General features: G+C 55.8%; 20 protein-coding genes. 10 read left to right on the top strand and 10 right to left on the bottom strand.

Annotated elements, in window-relative coordinates; translation table 11 throughout:
- Window positions 1-37: 37 nt before the first annotated feature.
- The 8 genes from AC6I7J_RS14620 to AC6I7J_RS14585 form a co-directional block, all read right to left on the bottom strand.
- The gene (locus AC6I7J_RS14620) at window positions 38-1,402 is read right to left on the bottom strand and encodes an MFS transporter (protein ID WP_031279651.1); all 1,365 of its coding nucleotides are present in this window, start codon (window positions 1,400-1,402) and stop codon (window positions 38-40) included.
- Between the two features lie 203 nt (window positions 1,403-1,605).
- On the bottom strand, window positions 1,606-2,493 hold the full coding sequence (gene cyoE, locus AC6I7J_RS14615; protein WP_021507178.1) for a heme o synthase: 888 nt from the start codon (window positions 2,491-2,493) through the stop codon (window positions 1,606-1,608).
- A gap of 13 nt (window positions 2,494-2,506) precedes the next feature.
- Window positions 2,507-2,836 carry a cytochrome o ubiquinol oxidase subunit IV gene (locus AC6I7J_RS14610; protein ID WP_022549333.1) on the bottom strand — a complete coding sequence of 110 codons (330 nt, stop codon included), beginning with the start codon at window positions 2,834-2,836 and terminating at the stop codon, window positions 2,507-2,509.
- Window positions 2,836-3,450, bottom strand: a complete 615-nt coding sequence (locus tag AC6I7J_RS14605) for a cytochrome o ubiquinol oxidase subunit III (protein ID WP_021507179.1) — start codon at window positions 3,448-3,450, stop codon at window positions 2,836-2,838. The genes AC6I7J_RS14610 and AC6I7J_RS14605 overlap by 1 nt, the downstream gene beginning before the upstream one ends.
- The gene (gene cyoB, locus AC6I7J_RS14600) at window positions 3,450-5,432 is read right to left on the bottom strand and encodes a cytochrome o ubiquinol oxidase subunit I (protein ID WP_021507180.1); all 1,983 of its coding nucleotides are present in this window, start codon (window positions 5,430-5,432) and stop codon (window positions 3,450-3,452) included. Before cyoB ends, AC6I7J_RS14605 begins: the two co-directional genes overlap by 1 nt.
- A gap of 4 nt (window positions 5,433-5,436) precedes the next feature.
- Window positions 5,437-6,360, bottom strand: a complete 924-nt coding sequence (cyoA, locus tag AC6I7J_RS14595; protein WP_031279652.1) for a cytochrome o ubiquinol oxidase subunit II — start codon at window positions 6,358-6,360, stop codon at window positions 5,437-5,439.
- Window positions 6,361-6,798: 438 nt separating this feature from the next.
- Window positions 6,799-8,286 (bottom strand): muropeptide MFS transporter AmpG, encoded by a 1,488-nt coding sequence (ampG, locus tag AC6I7J_RS14590; protein WP_498006028.1) that lies wholly within the window; start codon window positions 8,284-8,286, stop codon window positions 6,799-6,801.
- 55 nt (window positions 8,287-8,341) lie between these two features.
- A complete protein-coding gene (locus tag AC6I7J_RS14585; protein ID WP_021507183.1) occupies window positions 8,342-8,920 on the bottom strand; it encodes a lipoprotein in 579 nt (192 codons plus the stop codon).
- Between the two features lie 268 nt (window positions 8,921-9,188).
- Here AC6I7J_RS14585 and bolA point away from each other — a divergent pair, with 268 nt between their 5' ends.
- From bolA to AC6I7J_RS14540, 9 genes are all read left to right on the top strand, one after another.
- Entirely contained in the window at window positions 9,189-9,503 is a 315-nt protein-coding gene (gene bolA / locus AC6I7J_RS14580) for a transcriptional regulator BolA (RefSeq protein WP_058757958.1), read from the top strand.
- A gap of 303 nt (window positions 9,504-9,806) precedes the next feature.
- Window positions 9,807-11,111, top strand: coding sequence for a trigger factor (gene tig, locus AC6I7J_RS14575; protein ID WP_498006026.1), 1,305 nt, complete (start codon window positions 9,807-9,809; stop codon window positions 11,109-11,111).
- Between the two features lie 336 nt (window positions 11,112-11,447).
- Window positions 11,448-12,071: an ATP-dependent Clp endopeptidase proteolytic subunit ClpP gene (gene clpP / locus AC6I7J_RS14570; protein ID WP_010616837.1), complete on the top strand. Its 624-nt coding sequence runs from the start codon at window positions 11,448-11,450 to the stop codon at window positions 12,069-12,071.
- A 127-nt stretch (window positions 12,072-12,198) separates the two neighbouring features.
- Complete coding sequence (gene clpX, locus AC6I7J_RS14565) at window positions 12,199-13,470, top strand: ATP-dependent protease ATP-binding subunit ClpX (protein ID WP_021507186.1); 1,272 nt, start codon at window positions 12,199-12,201, stop codon at window positions 13,468-13,470.
- Window positions 13,471-13,659: 189 nt separating this feature from the next.
- Entirely contained in the window at window positions 13,660-16,014 is a 2,355-nt protein-coding gene (gene lon, locus AC6I7J_RS14560; protein WP_058775228.1) for an endopeptidase La, read from the top strand.
- A gap of 212 nt (window positions 16,015-16,226) precedes the next feature.
- Window positions 16,227-16,499: a nucleoid-associated protein HU-beta gene (gene hupB, locus AC6I7J_RS14555; protein ID WP_014606441.1), complete on the top strand. Its 273-nt coding sequence runs from the start codon at window positions 16,227-16,229 to the stop codon at window positions 16,497-16,499.
- A gap of 237 nt (window positions 16,500-16,736) precedes the next feature.
- On the top strand, window positions 16,737-18,605 hold the full coding sequence (gene ppiD / locus AC6I7J_RS14550) for a peptidylprolyl isomerase (RefSeq protein ID WP_498006024.1): 1,869 nt from the start codon (window positions 16,737-16,739) through the stop codon (window positions 18,603-18,605).
- Window positions 18,606-18,744: 139 nt separating this feature from the next.
- Entirely contained in the window at window positions 18,745-19,068 is a 324-nt protein-coding gene (locus AC6I7J_RS14545) for a ComEA family DNA-binding protein (protein WP_058775229.1), read from the top strand.
- A gap of 101 nt (window positions 19,069-19,169) precedes the next feature.
- Entirely contained in the window at window positions 19,170-19,577 is a 408-nt protein-coding gene (locus tag AC6I7J_RS14540; RefSeq protein ID WP_058769390.1) for an acyl-CoA thioesterase, read from the top strand.
- Between the two features lie 44 nt (window positions 19,578-19,621).
- On the opposite strand, the gene queC is transcribed toward AC6I7J_RS14540, so the two are convergent.
- Window positions 19,622-20,317, bottom strand: coding sequence for a 7-cyano-7-deazaguanine synthase QueC (gene queC, locus AC6I7J_RS14535; protein ID WP_498006022.1), 696 nt, complete (start codon window positions 20,315-20,317; stop codon window positions 19,622-19,624).
- Window positions 20,318-20,343: 26 nt separating this feature from the next.
- Complete coding sequence (locus tag AC6I7J_RS14530) at window positions 20,344-22,059, bottom strand: SgrR family transcriptional regulator (protein ID WP_262256357.1); 1,716 nt, start codon at window positions 22,057-22,059, stop codon at window positions 20,344-20,346.
- Window positions 22,060-22,152: 93 nt separating this feature from the next.
- Between AC6I7J_RS14530 and cof the strand changes: the two genes are divergently transcribed.
- Entirely contained in the window at window positions 22,153-22,974 is an 822-nt protein-coding gene (gene cof / locus AC6I7J_RS14525) for an HMP-PP phosphatase (RefSeq protein ID WP_058757954.1), read from the top strand.
- The last annotated feature ends 33 nt before the right edge of the window (window positions 22,975-23,007 follow it).

Genomic DNA, 23,007 nt, shown 5'->3' with positions numbered 1-23,007 from the left:
TGGCGCCAGAGCATCGCGGTCCGCTGTGGCTAAATCATTAACTGCTGGCGAGCAGCGCCTCCAGCTCCACGCGGCTCGTCACTTTGCTGTCAATTTTAATGTAGGCACTTTTCTCTTCCGGCACGATAAACACTGACGCCACGCCGGGCTGCGCGCGCAGCCGCTTCTCCAGATTCGGTACTGCCAGCACCGCATCACTCAGCACCAGGCGCAGGCTGCTGACGTACGGCGGCTCCTGCATCGACATGGCGACAAACAGCCACGCCGCAGCCACTATCGCGCCGACCAGAAACACCGTTTGCGCATCGAAGTGGCCGAAAATCCAGCCGCCCAGGCTGCCGCCAATCGCGACGCCAATAAACTGGCTGGTGGAATAAATGCCCATGGCCGTGCCTTTGTAGCCCGCCGGCGACTCTTTGCTGATCAGCGACGGCAGAATCGCTTCCATCAGGTTAAAGGCGAGGAAAAACAGCTGCACGCCAATCACCAGCGTCCAGAAGTGGCCTGCGGCGCCCCACAGCACAATTTCCGCGATGATGATCAGCGCCACGCAGCCGACAAACACCCGCTTCATGCGGCGCTTTACCTCGGCATAGATAATAAACGGCACCACGGCGACAAACGCCACCAGCATGGTCACCAGATAGACTTTCCAGTGTTCAGCCGCCGGGAAGCCCGCCTGTTCAAACTGGCCCGGCAGCGCGACGAAGCTCGACATCAGTAAAATGTGCAGACAGAGAATGCCGATATTCAGCTTCAGCAATTTGGGATTGGCCAGCACTGCGCGAATGCTGCCTTTGACCATGCCGGATTCGCGGTTCAGCACGTGGCCCGGCGCATTGGGCACTACCAGCAGGGTGATCACGATACCCAGGCTGGCGAGCAGGGCAATCATCCAGAACAGCGCGTGCAGACCCAGCGCGTGCGTGACAATCGGGCCGACCACCATGGCAATCGCAAAGGTAACGCCGAAGCTGATGCCGATAAACGCCATCGCTTTGGTGCGGTTCTGTTCCCGGGTCAGGTCTGACAGCAGCGCCATCACCGCCGCGGCAATGGCACCGGAGCCCTGCAGTGCGCGACCAAGGATAATGCCCCAGATGGAGGTGCTGGTGGCGGCAATAAGGCTACCAAGCACAAACAGCAGCAGGCCACCGACAATCAGCGGCTTGCGGCCAATACGGTCGGACAGCAGACCAAAGGGGATCTGAAACACGGCCTGCGCCAGACCATAAATACCAATTGCCAGACCGATTAACGTTTCGCTGGCGCCCTGTAAAGCCATACCGTAAGTGGTCAGTACCGGCAGGACCATAAACATTCCCAGCATGCGCAGGGAAAAAACTGTGCCTAAACCCCATGTTGCCCGAAGCTCAACTGGTGTCATTCTATTATCGTTCATTCCAACCTCTGTAAGTTTATGCCCCTGGGACTTGAGGTTGCAGCGGCACAGGTTGCGCGCCCTTATCTGCGACCCGGCTCACCGGGGCATGCAGCGCTTATTTTAGAAAGCAGGGCAGGGCGGGTAAAACAATTGTTTTTAAGCAGTGGTAACAAAAAGAAAGGGCGCGAAATTCGCGCCCTTGTCCGGAGTAACGGTCTGACTTACCAGACGTAAGTCAGCAGGTCCTTAGAGGCCGGGGCCATAAAGTCCACCGACATCATCACGCTCAGCGCAGTGATGGCGACAATGGAGAACACGAACAGTTTACGCGCCCAAACCTTATCGTTTGAGGTTTTGTAACCTGACAGTGCCATACCCAGCCACCACACGCTGACGGCGGCAGCCACCACCAGGTATTTGTAGCCAGCATAACCGCCCAGCGACAGCATCAGCGTGGCAATCATGAACGCCAGGATGTACAGCGTAATATGATTTTTCGCCACGGAGATGCCTTTCACCACCGGCAGAACCGGAATATTGGCGGCCTGATAATCTTTGAAGCGGAAGATGGCAATCGCGTAGGAGTGCGGCATCTGCCACAGGCTAAAGATAGCCAGTAAGATTAACGCGCCGGCATCAAACTGGTTGGTCACCGCGCAATAGCCAATCACTGGCGGCGCAGCGCCAGAGAGGCTGCCAATCAGCGTGCCATAGACCGAATGACGCTTCATGTAGAGGCTGTAAATGCCGACATAGACGACGAAGCCCATCACCGCCAGCCACATGGCCAGCGGGTTAGCGCCAAAATACAGCAACGCAAAGCCAGCAATACCCAATGCGGTTGCATAAACCAGGCTTACTTTCGCCGAGATCAGGCCTTTGACCAGAACACGGTTCCGCGTTCTCTCCATTTTGATGTCGATGTCGCGGTCAATCACATTGTTGAATACACAACCGGATGCGACCACCAGCGAAACGCCCACCAAAGCGACGAGAAACAGGGGGTAATCAATGCTGCCTTTTGAAGCCAGCAGGAATCCACCGATCACAGAAATTAAATTGCCGAAAATAATTCCTGGTTTTGTTACTTGCAGGTATTGCTTAATCATTACGCGTGACTCTTTAGTGGGCCATCATGTTGTAGTTGAGGTTCCACATAATCCACAGTGAGCCAATCACCACAATCAGGATAATGACCGCGGAGAAGACAATGGCCACCATGTTCCAGCCACCCTCGGATTTGCTGTCCAGATGCAGGAAGTAGACCAGGTGCACCAGCACCTGAACCACTGCACACACCAGAACCACACCCAGAATGGTGCCGTGAGAAGCACTGCCATCCATCACCATCCAGAACGGGATCGCCGTCAGGATGATCGAGAGGATGAAGCCGATCATGTAAGACTTCACGCTACCGTGAGATGCACCATGTTCGTTTACAGAATGACTCATTACATGGCCCCCATCAGATAGACAACGGTGAATACGCAGATCCACACCACATCCAGGAAGTGCCAGAACAGGCTCAGACACATGATACGGGTGCGGTTGGTGGCGCTCAGACCGCGTTTAGCGATCTGGAACATCAGTACGGCCATCCAGATCAGACCAGAGGTCACGTGCAGACCGTGCGTACCGACCAGAGTAAAGAAGCCAGACAGGAAGCCGCTGCGGTCAGGACCGAAACCTTCCTTGATCAGGTGATGGAATTCATAGATTTCCATCCCGATAAATCCGGCACCGAACAGGAAGGTCAACGCCAGCCAGCTGATGACCGAACCTTTGTTCTGGTTGTTCATCGCAATCACTGCCATACCATACGTGATGGAGCTCAGCAGCAGCAGCGCGGTTTCAACCAGCACAAACGGCAGTTCGAAGATATCTTTACCTGCCGGGCCACCAGCAGTGTTGTTAACCATGACCGCATAGGTCGCAAACAGAGTTGCGAAGATAATGCAGTCACTCATCAGGTAGATCCAGAAGCCAAAGACTTTATTGGCTCCCGCATCGTGATGCCCATGCTCCGCATGGGCGTCGTGGTGGTGTTTAACGGTTTCAGTTGACATTATTTCAGACCTGCTTTGCTGATGTCATCAAAGTGCTTCTTCTCGATCTGCTCGATTTCAGCAACCGGTACGTAGTAATCCACGTCTTCATCGAAGCTCTTCACAATCCAGGTCACGATGGTGCCAAGGAAAGTAAGACCTGCCAGCCACCAGATGTGCCAGATCAGGGCAAAACCGAAGACTGTCATGAAGGCAGCGATAACAATGGCCGCGCCGCTGTTTTTCGGCATATGAATTTCTTCATATTTTTCTGGCTGCTTGTACGCTTCGCCTTTCTCTTTCATTTCCCAGAACGCATCACGCTCGTGGATATGTGGGATCACAGCAAAGTTGTAGAACGGCGGAGGTGAAGAGGTTGCCCACTCCAGCGTACGGCCGCCCCACGGGTCACCGGTCAGATCGCGGTTCTGCTCACGGTCACGTACCGATACCCAGAACTGGATAAGCTGGCACAGGATACCGCAGGCGATCAGCGCTGCACCGCCTGCTGCAACTACCAGCAGAGAGTGGAACTGCGGATCGATGTCCTGGCTCAGACGACGGGTCATCCCCATGAAGCCCAGCGCGTACAGCGGCATAAAGGCAACGAAGAAGCCGATGATCCAGAACCAGAAAGCACGTTTGCCCCAGGTTTCGTTCAGGGTGAAGCCGAAGGCTTTCGGGAACCAGTAGGTCACGCCAGCCATACAACCGAACACCACACCACCGATGATAACGTTGTGGAAGTGTGCAATCAGGAACAGGCTGTTGTGCAGCACGAAGTCTGCGCCTGGTACCGCCAGCAGTACGCCGGTCATCCCACCAACGGAGAAGGTGACCAGGAAGCCGATGGTCCACAGCATCGCCGAGTTGAACTCGATACGACCCTGATACATGGTGAACAGCCAGTTAAAGATTTTCACCCCGGTCGGAATCGCGATGATCATCGTCATGATACCGAAGAAGGCGTTAACGTTCGCACCGGCACCCATGGTGAAGAAGTGGTGCAGCCAAACGATGAACGACAGAACGGTAATGGCGATGGTTGCCCACACCAGCGAGGTGTAACCAAACAGACGCTTTTTCGAGAAGGTGGCCGTGACTTCAGAGAAGACACCAAACACCGGCAGAACGAGGATGTACACCTCCGGGTGACCCCAGACCCAGATCAGGTTGACGTACATCATCATGTTACCGCCCATATCATTGGTAAAGAAATGGAAGTCGAGGTAACGATCAAGCGTCAACAGTGCCAGCGTCACGGTCAGAACCGGGAACGCAGCGATAATCAGGACGTTAGTACACAGTGCTGCCCAGGTGAATACCGGCATCTTGAACAGGTCCATGCCCGGTGCACGCATCTTCAGAATGGTCACGAAGAAGTTGATACCGGTCAGCGTGGTACCAATACCGGAGAGCTGGAGACTCCAGATCCAGTAATCGACCCCGACGCCAGGACTGTATTCTGCCCCCGAGAGCGGTGGATAAGCCAGCCAGCCGGTCTGTGCGAATTCGCCCACACCCAGTGACAGGTTAACCAGGATCACACCGATAGCGGTAAACCAGAAGCTCAGGTTGTTCAGGAACGGGAAGGCAACGTCACGGGCACCGATTTGCAGCGGAACCGCGATGTTCATCAGACCCACCACGAAAGGCATCGCCACGAAGAAGATCATGATCACGCCGTGAGCGGTAAAGATCTGGTCGTAGTGGTGCGGTGGCAGTATGCCTGCTTCCCCGGCGGAAGCCATAACCTGTTGGGTACGCATCATTACCGCATCGGCAAAGCCGCGCAGCAGCATGACAAAGGCCATGATGATGTACATGATACCCAGTTTTTTGTGGTCGATGGAGGTTAACCATTCAGACCACAGATACTGCCATTTACCGAAATAGGTAATAGCAGCGATCAGCGCCAGACCACCAATGATGATACCGGCGACCGTAACCATGATAATGGGTTCATGGTAGGGCACTGCATCCAGTGTTAATTTTCCGAACATCGTATTATTCCTCGGCTCCCGCAGCTGCGGCGTGATTCATGTCCATGCCTTCGTGCGACATGTCCATTTTCCCGTGGCTCATCATGAACTTATCAATAACCTGCTTGAACAGTTCCGGATTCGCAGTTGAGAAATATTCCACCGGGTGATTTTCGCTTGGCGCAGCCAGTTTTTCGAAATCATCCATGGTGGTCAGCGTGTTAGGTGCCGCTTTAACTTTGGCAACCCACTGCTGGAATTCCGCATCGTCTTTGGTGGCAATGGCTTTGAACTTCATGCCAGAGAAACCGCGACCGCTGAAGTTAGCAGAGATACCGTCGAACGTACCTGGCTCGTTGGCGATCAGGTGCAGTTTGGTCTGCATACCCGCCATGGCGTAGATCTGGCTGCCGAGCGTAGGAATAAAGAAGGAGTTCATGACGGAGTTCGAGGTGATCTTGAAGTTCACCGGAGTATTTGCCGGGAAGGCAATCTGGTTGACGGTTGCAATACCCTGTTCCGGGTAGATGAACAGCCATTTCCAGTCCAGTGCCACTACGTCGATCTCAACCGGTTTCACGTCAGAGGCCAGCGGTTTGCTCGGCTCCAGCGCGTGGGTTGATTTCCAGGTCAGCACGCCGAGGAAGAGAATGATCAGGATCGGAATGGTCCAGACCACGGCTTCCACTTTGTTAGAGTGTGACCAGTTAGGGCTATACTTCGCGTTGGTATTGGTTGCCCGATATTTCCAGGCGAACACAACAGCCATTAAGACTGCCGGAATAACGACGATCATCATCAAGCCGAAAGCTGTCAGAATCAGTGAACGTTGCTCCAGTGCAATCTGTCCCTTGGGATTTAACAACGCACTATCGCAGCCGCTGAGTAATACAGCGCCTGCAATTAATGACAAAATCCCCAAACTTTTATTGTATTTCCTGAGTCTCATTTAACGACCTCAATGACAAAGGGCTCTATTGTCGTTTAAGTGTGCGCGCATTTTACGGGAAGGTTTATGCAGTGTAAACCAGCTTAAGGATGTGTCAGAAGGCTGTTGACACCTTTTGCTAAGGGTGTCACAGATGTTGCGCAGGGTGACAAATTATTAACTGCGACAAGCAGTTGGCGGCAATATAACAAAAACCAATGACATTAACCGCAGAGAAAACAGGGAAAGCATAAACCGGAGTTTTAATACTCATTTATTTAACAATTCTGCATCATTTTGGCGATGAAATTTCTACAAATTAATTGCTCACCGGATTTAAATATTACGCAGGATTGTTAATTTAATGTTTCTATTTCGCGTTAAAAAAAATGCTATCGCTTAAAATTCGCCGGAGGCTATTTTTAAGCGATTTGTCCCCGTCTGGCAAATAGCGCAGCGTTAATGTGCACGATTTGACGCTGTTTTTCTTAATGCCAGCCAGTCCAGCATCACGCCGAGCAGCACCGCCAGCAGCGCCAGCGCCATCCCTGCCTCAAACAGATGGGTTGGCAGCTTCGCGCTGTGCCAGATATCCGCCGCACGCAGTGCCAGCGTCAGCAGCCAGAGCGCCAGCAGCGTACAGCCCGCCGCGAACAGGCGTACCGTCCAGCGATAACCCTGTGGCCACAGGCTGCGCTTCATGAATTCACCGCTGTGCTGCATTGCCTGCAGCGTGCCGCGACACGCCCACAGCAGCAGCAGGCCCGGTACGGCGGCCACCACGGTAAAGGCGTAAAATACCGGCCAGCCCCACAGTTCGACCAGCCAGCCAGCCGCCGGACCGACATACACGCGTCCAACTGCTGACAGCGCTGACAGCAGCGCGAACTGCGTGGCCGAGAACGATTTGTTGCACAGCGTCATCAGCAACGCCACAAAGGCGGCGGTGCCCATGCCGCCGCACAGGTTTTCGATAAATACCGCGCTGGCCATGCTCCACAGATGCGGTGGCGTTACCGCCAGCAGCCAGTAAGCGAAATTAGATACCGCCTGCAGCACGCCGAAGATCATCAGCGCGCGGAACAGGCTCAGGCGCTGCATCAGCACGCCGCCGTATAGCGCACCGATAATGGTCGCCAGCAGGCCGAGCGTTTTATTCACCAGACCGACATCACCGGCGCTGAAGCCCACGCCGCGAATCAGGAAGGTGGTGGTGAGCGAAGCGGCGAACGCGTCGCCCAGCTTGTAGAGAATGATTAAGGTGATCAGCAGCCAGGCGTTGTTGCGCTGAAAGAAATCCTTCAGCGGAAACGCGACGGCCTGACGCAGCGAGTGCGGCTCGCGCACCGGCGCCTCAGGTTCACGCGCCAGTAGCGTGGCGATCAGTCCGGGCACCATCAGCAGCGCCATCAGCCAGTAAGTGGCCTGCCAGCCGAGATAGCGATCCGCCAGCCACAGCGCCAGGCCGCCGGAAATCAGCATCGCCAGCCGGTAACCGAGCACGGTAATCGCCGCGCCGCTGCCGCGCTCTTCCGGCGGCAGCACATCGGTTTTCCACGCATCAAACACAATATCCTGCGAGGCTGAGCAGAACGCCATCAGCACCGCCAGCGCCGCCAGCAGGGTAAGGTCGCGTGATGGCTGCATAAAGCCCATCGCCACAATGCCGGCAATCAGCGCTAACTGCGTGACCAGCAGCCAGCCGCGCCGCCGGCCAAGAAAGGGCGGGGTATAGCGATCCATCATCGGCGACCACAGGAACTTAAACACGTAAGCCTGACCGACGAGGGAGAAGAAACCAATGGTTTTCAGGTCGACATTCTCTACCGTCATCCACGCCTGGAGCGTACCGGCGGTCAGCGCCAGCGGCAGACCGGAAGCGAAACCGAGCAGCAGCAGGACCGCAGCGTTACGTTGGGTAAAAATACGCAGATAGTGAGATGTCATAGCCAGCCTGAAATGAAGCCCGGTCAGCGGGGACCGGGCAGGTTACTGCGGAAAATTAACGCGCGTTTTGCTTGATGAAGTTATTGACGCTGGTGTCCTGCGCCATATCGGCAATCACGTCGCTCAGGGTAGAGTTAACCGCGTTGGTGATCTTGTCGTTAGTAGCGCTGAAGGCACCCTCTACGCTGTAAGTCTGACGGTAGTTTTTCACCTGCTTGTTGCCGTTTTTCGCGGTAGCGATAATAGAGATATCCGCTTTGGTGGTGATGCTGTAACGCACGTTGCCCTGCGTGACATCGGCGTACAGACCATTAACCACGATCTGCAGATCCACCGCGCCGTTCGGGCCAATCATGTAGCCGCGCGAGGTCATCTGCTTCTCCAGTACTTCCTGCAGCAGGAAACGCAGGTCGCGTGACGGGGTCAGGGTGATCAGCTGACCGTCGCGGTTCACTTTGGCCAGCGCCTGATCGCTGCGCTGATCGGCACCGTTAACGCTGACGGTAACGCCCATCAGGCTCGGATCCTGCTGTGGCAGCTGGATTTTTGGCTGGATGTTCAGCGTGGTGTTATTGCTGGCGCAGCCGGCCAAAATAAAGGCAGCCAGCAGAGGGAATAACAGTTTTTTCAACATACTCATTCTCGTTAGCATATGGGTTGGTTTGCAAAACTGCGGCCATCATAGCATTGCGGCACGGCGAAAAAAGCCCCGCACCAGGGGAAATTGATTGTAAAGGATTTTTTCGGACCGCCGGACGCGCTAACCGATTGACCGCCAGCCTGAGCAGGCTAAGATGCGCAGCGCAGCAGGATTTTTTTCCTGCCCGGCTGCGGGAAAGGTAAAAAACCTACTAATATTTAAACAGATGGGGCACAGCGCTCGCCGTAGAGGAGTGTTAACAATGATTCGCGAACAAATAGAAGAAAAGCTGCGTAACGCTTTTGAGCCTGCACATCTCGAAGTGCATGACGAAAGCTATCGTCATAACGTGCCTGCCGGGTCTGAAAGTCACTTCAAAGTGGTGATCGTCAGCGACCTTTTCACCGGACAGCGCTTCCTGCAGCGTCACCGCGCCATTTATGGCGAGCTGGCGACCGAGCTGGCAGGCAGCGTTCATGCGCTGGCGCTGCATACCTACACGCGCAAAGAGTGGGATGGACTGCAGGATACCGTACTCGCCTCACCGAACTGTCGCGGTGCCGGTACGCTGGCCTGAGTTTTTCTCTTCAGCTTCCTCCAAAACGGCCTGCGGGCCGTTTTTTCTTACCTCAATGATGCACAAACGCGATCTGCGGCGCAAAAAAGCAGCAAAACCGTTAAAAAGTGGTGAGTTTGCAGCCTCGACTCATTCCGGGGATGCCGCTATAATGCGGCGTCTATTTTTCCGGAATGTCTTCGGGACGCTTCTGGTGACAGGGATTAGGTTCTGCCTGCAGAGGCCGTCCCGGTTGTTGGATACGGCGCATTAATTGTGTGGTGTCTGAAGTTGACCGAGCACGTGATTTTTTGAGGTAACAAGATGACAGTTTCAGTAGAAACCACTCAGGGTCTGGGCCGTCGCATTTCGATTACTGTTCCTAAGGACAGCATCGAAAGCGCAGTGAAGAAAGAACTGGTGGAAGTGGCTAAGAAAGTCCGTATCGACGGTTTCCGTAAAGGCAAAGTGCCGGCTACCATCATTAATCAGCGCTACGGTGCCTCTGTTCGTCAGGACGTCCTGAGCGAGCTGATGACGCGTAACTTCGTTGACGCCATCATCAAAGAGAAGATCAACCCAGCTGGCGCACCGAACTACGTGCCGGGTGAGTATAAAGAAGGTGAAGATTTCACTTACGCGGTTGAGTTCGAAGTGTATCCGGAAGTTGAGCTGAAAGGCCTGGATGCAATCGAAGTTGAAAAACCGGTGGTTGAAGTGACCGACGCTGACGTCGACACCATGCTGGAAACCCTGCAGAAGCAGCAGGCGACCTGGAAAGAGACCGATGCAGCGGCATCAGCAGAAGATCGCGCGACCATCGATTTCACCGGCTCTATAGACGGCGAAGAGTTCGAAGGCGGCAAAGCGTCTGACTTCGTGCTGGCAATGGGTCAGGGTCGTATGATCCCAGGCTTCGAAGAAGGCATCACTGGCAAGAAAGCCGGCGACACCTTCACCATCGACGTGAAATTCCCGGATGACTACCACGCGGAAAACCTGAAAGGCAAAGATGCGAAGTTCGACATCGTGCTGAAGAAAGTGGAAACCCGCGAACTGCCGGAGCTGACCGCTGAATTCATCAAGCGTTTCGGTGTGGAAGATGGCTCCATTGAAGGTCTGCGCGCTGAAGTGCGTAAGAACATGGAGCGCGAACTGAAAGGCGCTATCCGTAACCGCGTGAAGACGCAGGCGATTGACGGTCTGGTTAACGCGAACGAAATCGACGTGCCAGTGGCACTGATCGACAGCGAAATCGACGTTCTGCGTCGTCAGGCTGCACAGCGTTTCGGCGGCAACGAGAAGCAGGCGCTGGAACTGCCACGTGAACTGTTCGAAGAGCAGGCAAAACGTCGCGTTGTGGTCGGTCTGCTGCTGGGCGAAGTGATTCGCATCAACGAGCTGAAAGCCGATGAAGATCGCGTTAAAGCGCTGATCGAAGAGATGGCTTCTGCGTACGAAGATCCGCAGGAAGTGATCGAGTTCTACAGCAAAAACAGCGAGCTGATGAACAACATGCGCAACGTTGCGCTGGAAGAGCAGGCGGTTGAAGCGGTACTGGCGAAAGCCAAAGTGACTGACAAAGCCACTAACTTCCAGGAGCTGATGAACCAGACCTCTGCGGCCTGATTCGTGAGTTAACCCTGAGTGCTAAAGCCCGCGACCGCTGTGTCGCGGGCTTTTTCGTTTCTGGCGGAAACCAACCACATTTGTGCGCTATTTGACTAATTAATCGGCAAATTCTTCGCTAAGCTGTTTTTCCGTGTTAGCGAATGGGGAAAAGGTTGTTATGCTTGAAACAACTGGGCTGCATCCCCAGATACAGGGAGAATGCGTGAAAACAGTGAGACTGGCTGATTAACCGTCCTGTTATGTCGGAACGAGACCGCTGCGCATAGTTTTCGCCGCGCGCCTCGCGTAAAATCGGTACAGAATGTTGCCAATGAAATTTATCAGGAGACGGTAATGTCATACAGTGGCGATCGTGAATTTACTGCACCAACCAATGCGCTGGTGCCAATGGTGGTCGAACAAACCTCGCGCGGCGAGCGTTCTTACGACATCTACTCCCGCCTGCTTAAAGAGCGCGTGATCTTCCTGACCGGTCAGGTTGAGGATCACATGGCGAACCTGATTGTGGCGCAGATGCTGTTTCTGGAAGCTGAGAATCCTGAAAAAGACATTTACCTCTACATTAACTCGCCAGGTGGTGTGATTACCGCCGGTATGTCGATTTATGACACAATGAAGTTCATCAAGCCGGACGTGAGCACCATCTGTATGGGCCAGGCCTGTTCGATGGGCGCATTCCTGCTGACGGCGGGGACTAAAGGCAAGCGCTTCTGTCTGCCAAACTCACGCGTGATGATTCACCAGCCGCTGGGCGGCTATCAGGGCCAGGCGACGGACATTGAGATCCACGCGCGTGAAATCCTGAAAGTGAAGCAGCGTATGAATGAGCTGATGGCGGAACATACCGGCAAATCGCTGGAGCAGATTGAACGCGACACCGAGCGCGATCGTTTCCTCTCTGCCAGCGAAGCGGTAGAGTATGGCCTGGTCGACTCCATCCTGACGCATCGCCAATAAGACACATCTGTCTGCCCCTTACGCTATAGTTAACGGGTGCAGACAGGTGAGTTGCATGCATATCGGCCGTTGCTGTGCGGCCATTGCCGTACACCAATTAGGTCTGAGAACGAAAAGAGGTTAGCTGATGACAGATAAGCGCAAAGACGGTTCAGGTAAGTTGCTGTACTGCTCTTTCTGCGGCAAAAGCCAGCATGAAGTCCGTAAGCTGATTGCCGGGCCGTCAGTGTATATTTGCGACGAGTGTGTCGATCTGTGTAACGACATCATTCGCGAAGAGATTAAAGAAGTGGCCCCGCACCGCGAGCGCAGCGCGCTCCCGACGCCGCATGAGATCCGCCATCACCTTGACGATTATGTTATCGGTCAGGAGAAGGCGAAAAAAGTGCTGGCGGTGGCGGTGTACAACCACTACAAACGTCTGCGTAACGGCGACACCAGCAACGGGATTGAACTGGGCAAAAGTAACATTCTGCTGATCGGTCCAACCGGTAGCGGTAAGACCCTGCTGGCGGAAACGCTGGCGCGCCTGCTGGATGTGCCTTTCACCATGGCGGATGCCACCACGCTGACCGAAGCCGGTTATGTGGGCGAGGATGTGGAAAACATCATCCAGAAACTGCTGCAGAAGTGCGACTACGACGTACAGAAAGCGCAGCGCGGCATCGTGTACATCGATGAAATCGATAAGATTTCCCGTAAATCAGACAACCCGTCTATCACCCGTGATGTGTCAGGTGAAGGCGTACAGCAGGCGCTGCTGAAACTGATTGAAGGCACGGTGGCTGCCGTGCCGCCGCAGGGTGGACGTAAGCATCCGCAGCAGGAGTTTCTGCAGGTCGACACCTCGAAAATCCTGTTTATCTGTGGCGGTGCGTTTGCCGGCCTCGATAAAGTGATTTCACAGCGTGTTGAAACCGGCTCCGGTATTGGCTTTGGCGCGACCGTTAAAGGTAAATCGCAGAAAGCCAGCGAAGGCGAGTTGCTGTCACAGGTTGAGCCGGAAGATCTGATCAAATTTGGTCTGATTCCGGAGTTCATTGGTCGTCTGCCAGTGGTGGCGACGCTCAACGAGCTGAGCGAAGAAGCGCTGATCCAGATCCTGCGTGAACCGAAAAACGCGCTGACCAAGCAGTATCAGGCGCTGTTTAACCTGGAAGGCGTGGAGCTGGAGTTCCGTGACGAAGCGCTGACGGCGATTGCGAAGAAAGCGAACTCGCGTAAAACCGGGGCACGTGGTCTGCGTTCTATCGTAGAAGCGGCGCTGCTCGAAACCATGTACGACCTGCCATCAATGGAAGGCGTAGAGAAAGTGGTGATCGATGAGTCAGTGATCGAGGGGCAATCTGACCCGATGCTGATTTACGGTAAGCATGAAGCCCAGGCTTCTGGCGAATAAATAATCAATTACACCACGTTGTTATCTTAAAAAAGGGGAAAATGTTTCCCCTTTTATTTTTCTCACCTCTGTGACATTGAATGTCGTGCAAGCATCCCCATATACTCATAATCCTGTGGGTCTAACTGCATACAGCCTGTATCACGCGGTTCCCATCACCTGGCGGACATTAAACTAAGAGAGAGCTCTATGAATCCTGAGCGTTCTGAACGCATTGAAATCCCCGTGTTGCCGTTGCGCGACGTGGTGGTTTATCCGCACATGGTAATTCCGTTGTTTGTTGGTCGGGAAAAATCGATTCGTTGCCTCGAAGCGGCGATGGATCATGACAAGAAGATCATGCTGGTTGCCCAGAAAGAGGCTTCAACGGATGAACCTGGTATTAACGATCTCTTTGCGGTAGGGACCGTTGCTTCCGTACTGCAGATGCTGAAACTGCCAGACGGCACCGTTAAGGTGCTGGTGGAAGGTCTTCAGCGCGCACACATCACCACTTTAGCGGACAATGGCGACCACTTTGTTGCCCAGGCCGAATACCTGATCTCGCCGGAAATTGAAGAGCGCGAGCAGGAAGTGCTGGTGCGTACCGCCATCAATCAGTTTGAAGGCTACATCAAGCTGAACAAAAAAATCCCGCCGGAGGTGCTGACTTCACTCAACAGCATCGACGACGCGGCGCGTCTCGCCGACACCGTAGCGGCGCACATGCCGCTTAAGCTGGCTGACAAACAGTCAGTGCTGGAGATGTCCGACATCAATGAGCGTCTGGAATATCTCATGGCGATGATGGAATCTGAAATCGATCTGCTGCAGGTTGAGAAGCGTATTCGCAACCGCGTTAAAAAGCAGATGGAGAAAAGCCAGCGCGAGTACTATCTGAATGAGCAAATGAAAGCGATTCAGAAAGAGCTGGGCGAGATGGACGATGCGCCGGATGAATACGAAGCGCTGAAACGCAAAATCGACGCGGCGAAAATGCCGGTCGAGGCGCGCGAGAAGGCCGAAGCCGAACTGCAGAAGCTGAAAATGATGTCACCGATGTCAGCGGAAGCCACCGTGGTGCGCGGCTACATCGACTGGATGGTGCAGGTGCCGTGGAACGCGCGCAGCAAGGTGAAAAAAGACCTGCGGAAAGCGCAGGAGACGCTGGATACCGACCATTACGGTCTGGAGCGCGTGAAAGACCGCATCCTTGAGTATCTTGCGGTGCAGAGTCGCGTCAGCAAAATTAAAGGGCCGATTCTGTGTCTGGTCGGACCGCCGGGCGTGGGTAAAACCTCGCTGGGACAGTCAATCGCTAAAGCCACCGGCCGTAAATATGTGCGTATGGCGCTGGGCGGCGTGCGTGATGAAGCGGAAATCCGCGGCCACCGTCGTACCTATATCGGGTCGATGCCGGGCAAACTGATCCAGAAAATGGCCAAAGTCGGCGTGAAAAACCCGCTGTTCCTGCTGGATGAGATCGACAAAATGTCATCCGACATGCGCGGCGATCCGGCCTCGGCGCTGCTGGAAGTACTGGATCCGGAGCAGAATATTGCGTTCAACGATCACTATCTGGAAGTGGATTACGATCTGTCAGATGTGATGTTTGTGGCTACCTCTAACTCCATGAACATTCCGGCTCCGCTGCTGGATCGTATGGAAGTGATTCGTCTCTCCGGTTACACCGAAGATGAGAAGCTCAACATCGCTAAACAGCACCTGCTGCCGAAGCAGATCGAGCGTAATGCGCTGAAAGAGAAAGAGATCAGCGTTGACGATAGCGCCATTATCGGCATTATCCGCTATTACACCCGTGAAGCGGGCGTGCGTAGCCTGGAGCGCGAACTCTCCAAGCTGTGCCGTAAAGCGGTGAAAGCGCTGCTGATGGACAAAGCGAAAAAGAGCATCAAAATCAACGGCGAAAACCTCAAGGATTTCCTGGGTGTGCAGCGCTTTGATTACGGCCGCGCCGACAGCGAAAACCGTGTTGGTCAGGTCACCGGCCTTGCGTGGACCGAAGTGGGCGGCGATCTGCTCACCATCGAAACCGCCTGCGTGCCGGGCAAAGGCAAGCTGACCTACACCGGTTCACTCGGTGAGGTGATGCAGGAGTCAATCCAGGCGGCGCTGACGGTAGTCCGCGCCCGTGCGGAGAAACTCGGCATCAACGGCGACTTCTACGAGAAGCGTGACATCCACGTACACGTACCGGAAGGAGCGACGCCGAAAGATGGTCCAAGCGCCGGTATCGCGATGTGTACCGCGCTGGTCTCCTGTCTGACCGGTAACCCGGTGCGTTCGGACGTGGCGATGACCGGCGAGATCACACTGCGCGGTCAGGTACTGCCGATTGGTGGCCTGAAAGAGAAACTGCTGGCGGCGCATCGCGGCGGCATCAAAACCGTGCTGATCCCGGACGAAAACAAGCGCGATCTGGAAGAGATTCCACAGAACGTGATTGCCGATCTGTCGATCCATCCGGTGAAGCGTATTGAAGAAGTGCTGAGCCTGGCGCTGGAAAATGCCCCGTACGGGATGCAGGTTGCCACGGCAAAATAGTGATTAGCGACAAAAAGCGCTAAAAAGCGAAGCTGGCAGGCCAAATCGGGCTTGCCAGCTTTTTTTTGTGCCGCTAATTTAGGGGGCTGCTGGATCAACGATTAAGATGAATACCGTTGTTTCAGCTCCACAGGCTTGATATAACTGGCTGCGCGTTCGCACCGGGCGGGAAGCGCGGGTGCGAGTGAATAATAAAAGAGGGGATGAAGAGAGTGAATAAGTCACAGTTGATCGACAAAATTGCTGCAGACGCTGACATTTCTAAAGCGGCAGCGGGACGTGTGTTAGATGCATTCATGGGCTCCGTTTCTGACGCGCTGAAAGGCGGTGACGAAGTGGCACTGGTCGGTTTCGGTACCTTCTCTGTACGCGAGCGTGCTGCCCGCACCGGCCGTAACCCACAAACCGGTAAAGAAATCACCATCCCGGCTGGTAAAGTACCGGGCTTCCGTGCAGGTAAAGCACTGAAAGACGCCGTCAATTAATGACCGCTGACCTGTCCATCGAAGCATTTTCTTCCATGGATTGAGGACGAAAAAGGCGTTCTCATGTAACATACGGGCACATCATTTTTGATGTGCCTTTTTTTATCTTGATGCGCGACTTTAGCCGCTGGCTTCAGTCTCCGCATGGTTGCCAGCTGCCAGCCTGAACCGCAGCTGCACGATGATGACATCGTGTCAGAGCTTTACATCCACACTACAGCGGAGTGTTGTCATACCATGATGGACAATTTACGCGCGGCGTCGAACCATGTCGTGCTCAAGATTATTCTGGGATTGATCATCCTGTCATTCGTACTGACCGGGGTGGGCAACTACCTGATTGGCGGTAACAGCGATTACGCTGCCAAAGTGAACGGCCATGAAATTAGCCGCGGTGAGCTGGAACAGGCGTTTAACAACGAGCGCAACCGTCAGCAGCAGATGCTGGGCGACCAGTTCTCGCAGCTGGCCAGCAACGACGGCTACATGCAGCAGATGCGCCAGCAGGCGCTGTCACAGCTGATCGATCAGGCGCTGCTCGATCAGTACATCAAAGATCTGCACATTGGCATCAGCGACGATCAGGTGAAGCAGGCTATTTTCAATCAGCAGGCTTTCCAGACCAACGGTAAGTTCGACAACGCGAAATACAACGGCCTGATCGCCAGCATGGGCTTTAGTGCCGATCAGTACGCCGAAGCGCTGCGCAAGCAGCTGGCGACGCAGCAGCTGATCAACGCCATCGCCAATACCGACTTCATGCTGAAGGGTGAAACCAGCAAGCTGGTGGATCTGGTCTCGCAGCAACGCGAGATTCGTCAGGCGGTGATTGACGTTAATGCGCTGGCCGCGAAACAAACCGCCAGCGACGACGAAATCAATCAGTACTACCAGCAGCATCAGAGCAGCTTTATGGCACCTGAGCAGTTCCGCGTCAGCTACATCAAAATGGATGCGGCCAGCCTGCAGGAGAACGCCAGCGAAGCGGATATTCAGAGCTGGTACGATCAGCACAAAGCCGACTATTCACAGCCGCAGCGTAACCGTTACAGCATCATTCAGACCAAAACCGAAGCCGATGCCAACGCGGTGCTGGATGCGCTGAAAAAAGGCGAGGATTTCGCCACGCTGGCGAAGAGCAAATCCATCGACCCAATCTCTGCGCGTAAAGGCGGCGACATGGGCTGGCTGGAGCCCAACACCACGCCGGATGAGCTGAAAAACGCCAACCTGACGCAGAAAGATCAGCTGTCTGGCGTGATCAAGTCCTCAGTAGGTTTCCTGGTGGTGCGTCTGGACGATATCCAGCCAGAGCAGGTTAAACCGCTGGCGGAGGTGCACGATGCGGTGGCGGATAAAGTGAAGCAGGAAAAAGCCGTCGACGCCTTCTATAAGATGCAGCAGAAGGTGAGCGAAGCCGCCAGCAACGACAACGAATCCCTGGCGGGTGCCGCACAGGCATCTGGCCTGAAAGTGGTGGAAACGGGCTGGATCACCCGCGATAACGTGCCGGCCGATCTCGATTTCGATGCGGTTAAACAGGCGATCTTCAACGGTGGCCTGACCGGTCAGAACGGCGCGCCGGGCAACAACTCTGACATCATCAGCGTCGATGGCGATCGGGCGTTTGTGTTGCGCATCAGCGAGCACAAACCGGAAGCGGTTAAACCGCTGGATCAGGTTAAAGCGCAGATTGCCGACAGTCTGAAGCATGACAAAGCGACGCAGCAGGCCAAAGCGCAGGCAGACAAACTGCTGACCGAGCTGAAAGCGGGCAAACAGGACGCGCTGCAGGCGGCTGGCCTGACGCTGAGCGCCAGCAAAACCGTCGATCGCAACGCCCAGGATCCGGTGGCTCAGGCCGCATTCAACCTGCCACAGCCAGCGGATAACAAGCCGTCGTGGGGTGTCAGCGAAGATATGCAGGGCAACGTGGTGCTGGTCGCGCTGGATAAGGTCAGCGCGGGCAACATGCTGCAGGCGCAGATCGACGAAATGGTGAAAGGCGTGACGCAAAATAACGCGCAGATTGCCTTTGAAGCGCTGCTGGAAAACCTGCGCAAAGAGGCGAAGATTAAGTACGGCGCCGCCGCACAAAACCAGTAAGCCTCACAAAAAAAGGTAAACTGCTGCAATACCGAAAGGCCGCTTCTGCGGCCTTTTCCATTTCTGATCATCGCCTTTTGAGTGGGTTTCTCGCTTGTGCCACCCTGCAGTGGCTGTCAAACACAAGGAGAAACACAGCATGGTTAAATCAACATTTCGTGCCTTTTGCATCACGCTGGCGCTGGGCGGCGCGCTCTGGACCAGCGGACTGGCGGCGGCGGAAAGCCCCAGTGAAACGCAGGCGACGCAGGTGTCCACGCCGCAGCAGGAACAGGTCAGCATCAATCAGGCCACGGCCGAGCAGCTGGCCGCCGCCATGAACGGTATTGGACTGAAAAAAGCGCAGGCGATTGTCAGCTATCGTGAGCAGTACGGGCCCTTCAGCGCCATCGAGCAGCTGAAAGAAGTACCGGGTATTGGCAGTGCGCTGGTGGAGCGGAACAGCGCGCGGCTGAAATTGTGAAGCGGCTCGCGACTCTGAAGGATTGCTAAAGCGGCCCATCAGGCTGTGCTATGCTCAACAGGTCCAACCAGTTGTCATTCACAGCCTGAACAGGAGCAATCATGCAAACCACCATCAAAGTGCGCGGCTATCATCTTGACGTCTATCAGCATGTGAACAATGCGCGCTACCTGGAGTTTCTGGAAGAGGCGCGCTGGCAGTGGCTGGAAGATGCCGATGCCTTTCACTGGCTGCTGGAGCAGCAGCTGGCGTTTGTGGTGGTGAATATCAACATTAACTATCGTCGTCCGGCGGTGCTGGGCGACGTGCTGCACATTGAGAGCGAGGTCTCGCAGCTCAACGGCAAAAGCGGCATTATTTTACAGCGGGTTGTGCTGGCGGGTGATAACACGCTGGTGGCGGATGCGGCGCTGACCTTCGTCTGCATCGATTTGCGCACGCAAAAAACCGTGCCGCTGGAAGGGGAGTTACGTGAACGCCTGGCGGCATTGATGACCGCGCCTTCCTGAGCTGGCATGCCCAGAAAGCACGCCAGCCCGCAGCGCGGCCGCAATCAGCGCAGGCCGCTTTTCTGTTTCATCGCCGCCATCACGCTGGCCGCATTGGCCTGGTAATCGGCCAGGCCGCGTGCGCGCAGGTGGCAGGCCGCGCACTCACCACAGCCGTCGCCTTTAACGCCGTTGTAGCAGGTTAGCGTCTCCGAGCGGACCAGCGGCAGCTGCTGCCAGTAGTCCGCCAGCGCCCAGGTTTCTGCTTTATTCAGCCACATCAGCGGCGTTTCAAAACGCACCTCGCGCGCCATGCCGAGAGTGACGGCGTTGTTCAGCGCTTTGACAAACTCGTCGCGGCAATCCGGGTAACCGGAAAAATCGGTTTCACATACGCCGGTGATCACCGCTTCGGCTTCCACCTGATAGGCATAAATTGAGGCCAGCGTCAGAAACAGGATGTTACGTCCCGGCACGAAGGTGCTGGGCAGGCCGCTGGCCTGTGGATTGTAGGCCGGCACCGGAATGTTATCGCGCGTCAGGCTGCTGACCGCCAGTTCATTGAGCAGCGTTACGTCCAGCACTTTATGCGCCCGCGCGCCCAGCTGTTGCGCCAGCTCTGCGGCGACGCTGATCTCTTCGCGATGGCGCTGACCATAATCAAAGGTCACGCAGTGCACTTCATCATACTGCTGCAGCGCCTGAATCAGACAGGTGGTGGAGTCTTGTCCGCCACTGAATACGACAACGGCTCGTTTCATGTTTTCTTCCCCATAAATCAGTGCGCCTATGGTACTGGCTCTGGCGCGGGCTGAACAGCACCGCCTGCGGCAGGCGGCGGGATCCAGGCGCGGGTGAAATCGAACCAGCCCATGCTGTTAAGCTGAATACCTTCGACGCCTGGTGGAGCAAACACCTGGTAGCGATAGTTAAACAGCGGCAGCAGATGGCCGTCGCGCATTAGCTGCTGAAACAGCTGATGAATCGCGGCGCTGCGCAGTGCCGGACTGGCCTGACGGGCGATAGCGTGCAGCGGTGCCTGCAGCACCGCCGGACGCAGCGGTTGCCAGGCCGCATCATTTTCCAGCCAGTTCACCAGGGTAAACTGCGGCGCATCACCAATCAGACGGTCGCCCATGATGATGTCGGCGTCACTCAGATCGATGTCGTCGCGCCAGCTTTTGACGTCGTGAAATACGCAGGTGAGGGTACAGCCCTGTGCCGCCAGCAGCGGCACCAGCGCCTGGGCCATGACGTGCAGTTCGATGGGCAGGTGATAATGCAGCGTCAGCGTTGCGGGCAGTGTGCCCTCCGGGCGGTGCGGGGCGGGCAGCGGCCAGCCGGGCAGCAGCTCTGCGGTTGGTGTAATTAAGCCTTCATCCAGCGGCAGCTGCTGAATGACGCCGCTGTGCTGAATCAGCGCGAGCAGCGTTTTGGCCTGCGCCTGGCTGAAGCGAGCCGAGAAACGCGGCGCCAGGTAACAGAAACCGAGACTGATGCTGCGATCCACCGGCCGCAGCGTGTCCAGCTCGTCGGGATCGCCAATGGCGATCTGCACCGGATGGCGACAGCTGGTGCCCAGCCCGCGATCGAATAGCTGCGGCGTAATCCAGTATTCCACCACCTGAATCAGCGGGCGCTGATGGTGCCAGCGCGCATGGCTCTCCAGCCGCACCAGCTCGCGGGTAAAGTGCGTCAGGCGCCACGGTCCGCTGCCGGTATCGGCATGCTCCGGATGCGGCAGCAGGCAAAACTGATGCGCCAGCCGCTGCGGCAGCCAGTAATCGCTGGTGCGTAGCCGGATACGCAGCGCCAGCGGATGTGGCGCATCGATGTGTTCCACCGCCGCCAGCAGGCGGCCGCCCTGCGGCGTCTGCATGATACGTTGCAGCTGCTGGACCAGCTGTGCCGCCTGCACCGGTTCGTCGTTGTGCCAGCTGAGCAGCGGCCGCAGCCAGAAATACCATTCGCGGCCCTGCGCATCGTGCTGCCAGTGATGTGCCAGATCGCCCTCGACATCATCCGCGTTAAAGCGCGTCAGGCCGGAAAAAATCTGGCGTACCAGATGCTGCTCGGCGCGTCCGGTGAGCTGCAACGGATCCAGCGCCTCCATCGCGCGATAATAGGGAATGCGCAGCACCGGCGCCTGATTCTGCCACTGGCCGCCCATCAGTGGGCGCAGCATTTTCACCAGCCGTTCAGGCGCGACATCCAGTACCTGCAGTGCCTGTACCGCTTCACCGGCTGCCAGCTGCTGGCTGAGCAATTGCTGACGCAGCTGTTCGGGAGAGAGCAGAAAGCGCAGTTCGCCCTGTTTACCGCGTCCCGCCGCACCGTGCCACTGCAGCCAGCCCGCCTGCTGCCACTGCCGCAGCAGGGTACGCACGTGGCGCTCGCTGCAAAAGCAGTGCTGCGCCATGGCCGCAACGCTGATGCGCTGCGCTTCGCCCTGGCTAAGCTGCCACAGGCGCTGAAACTGATTAACCCGATGAAGCTGTCGCATGATTAAACCCGGAACAGTTTTTTGAAAGTATTCACTATTAGTTCCGTAATTACCAGGCGATAGTAAACCCCTCATTCAGACCGGAGAGTTCCTATGGCCCGCCTCGCGGCATTTGATATGGACGGTACACTGCTGCTACCTACCCACCGTTTAGGTGCGGAGACGCTGCAGAGCCTCAACGCCTTACACCAGCGTGGCGTTACACTGGCGTTTGCCACGGGACGTCACCTGCTGGATATGCAGGCAGTACGCCAGCAGATCACCTTGCCCGCCTGGCTGATCACCGGCAACGGTACGCGCATTCACGATGTCGAGGGCAGGCAACTGTACGGCTGTGATCTGGCGCCGTCGGTGGCGGAAGAGGTGTTGCACAGTCACTGGCAAACTCCCGCGTCGATCCACATCTTCAATGACGAAGGCTGGTTTACCGATAAACCGCTCCCGGGATTGCTGGAAGCGCACGCGATGAGCGGGTTTCACTATCAGCTGCGTGATTTGCGCCGCATGCCGGCACATGAAGTCACCAAGATCTGCTTTATCGCGCCGTATGAGATGCTGCTGGCGCTGAAGATTGAACTGCAACAGGCGCTCGGCGATCGCGCCAGCCTGTGCTTCTCCGCCAGGGAGTGTCTGGAAGTTTTACCGGTGGATTGCCACAAAGGCGCCGCGCTGGCGCGGCTGTGCCAGCATCTGTCGCTGTCGCTGGCGGATTGCATGGCATTTGGCGATGCGATGAACGACCGCGAAATGCTGGAGCGCGTCGGGCGCGGTTTTATCATGGGCAACGCCATGCATCAGCTCAAAACCTCGCTGCCCCATTTACCGATTATTGGCCATTGCGAGACACAGGCGGTGTCTCACTACTTAAATCACTGGATGACCACACCACACCTCGATTATTCCCCCGAATGCTGAGGCTTACAGTGAACCGGACAGGATGTCCGGTTT

This window comes from Type-C symbiont of Plautia stali (assembly GCF_059730935.1).
This window is presented reverse-complemented; position numbering and strand designations above follow the sequence as displayed.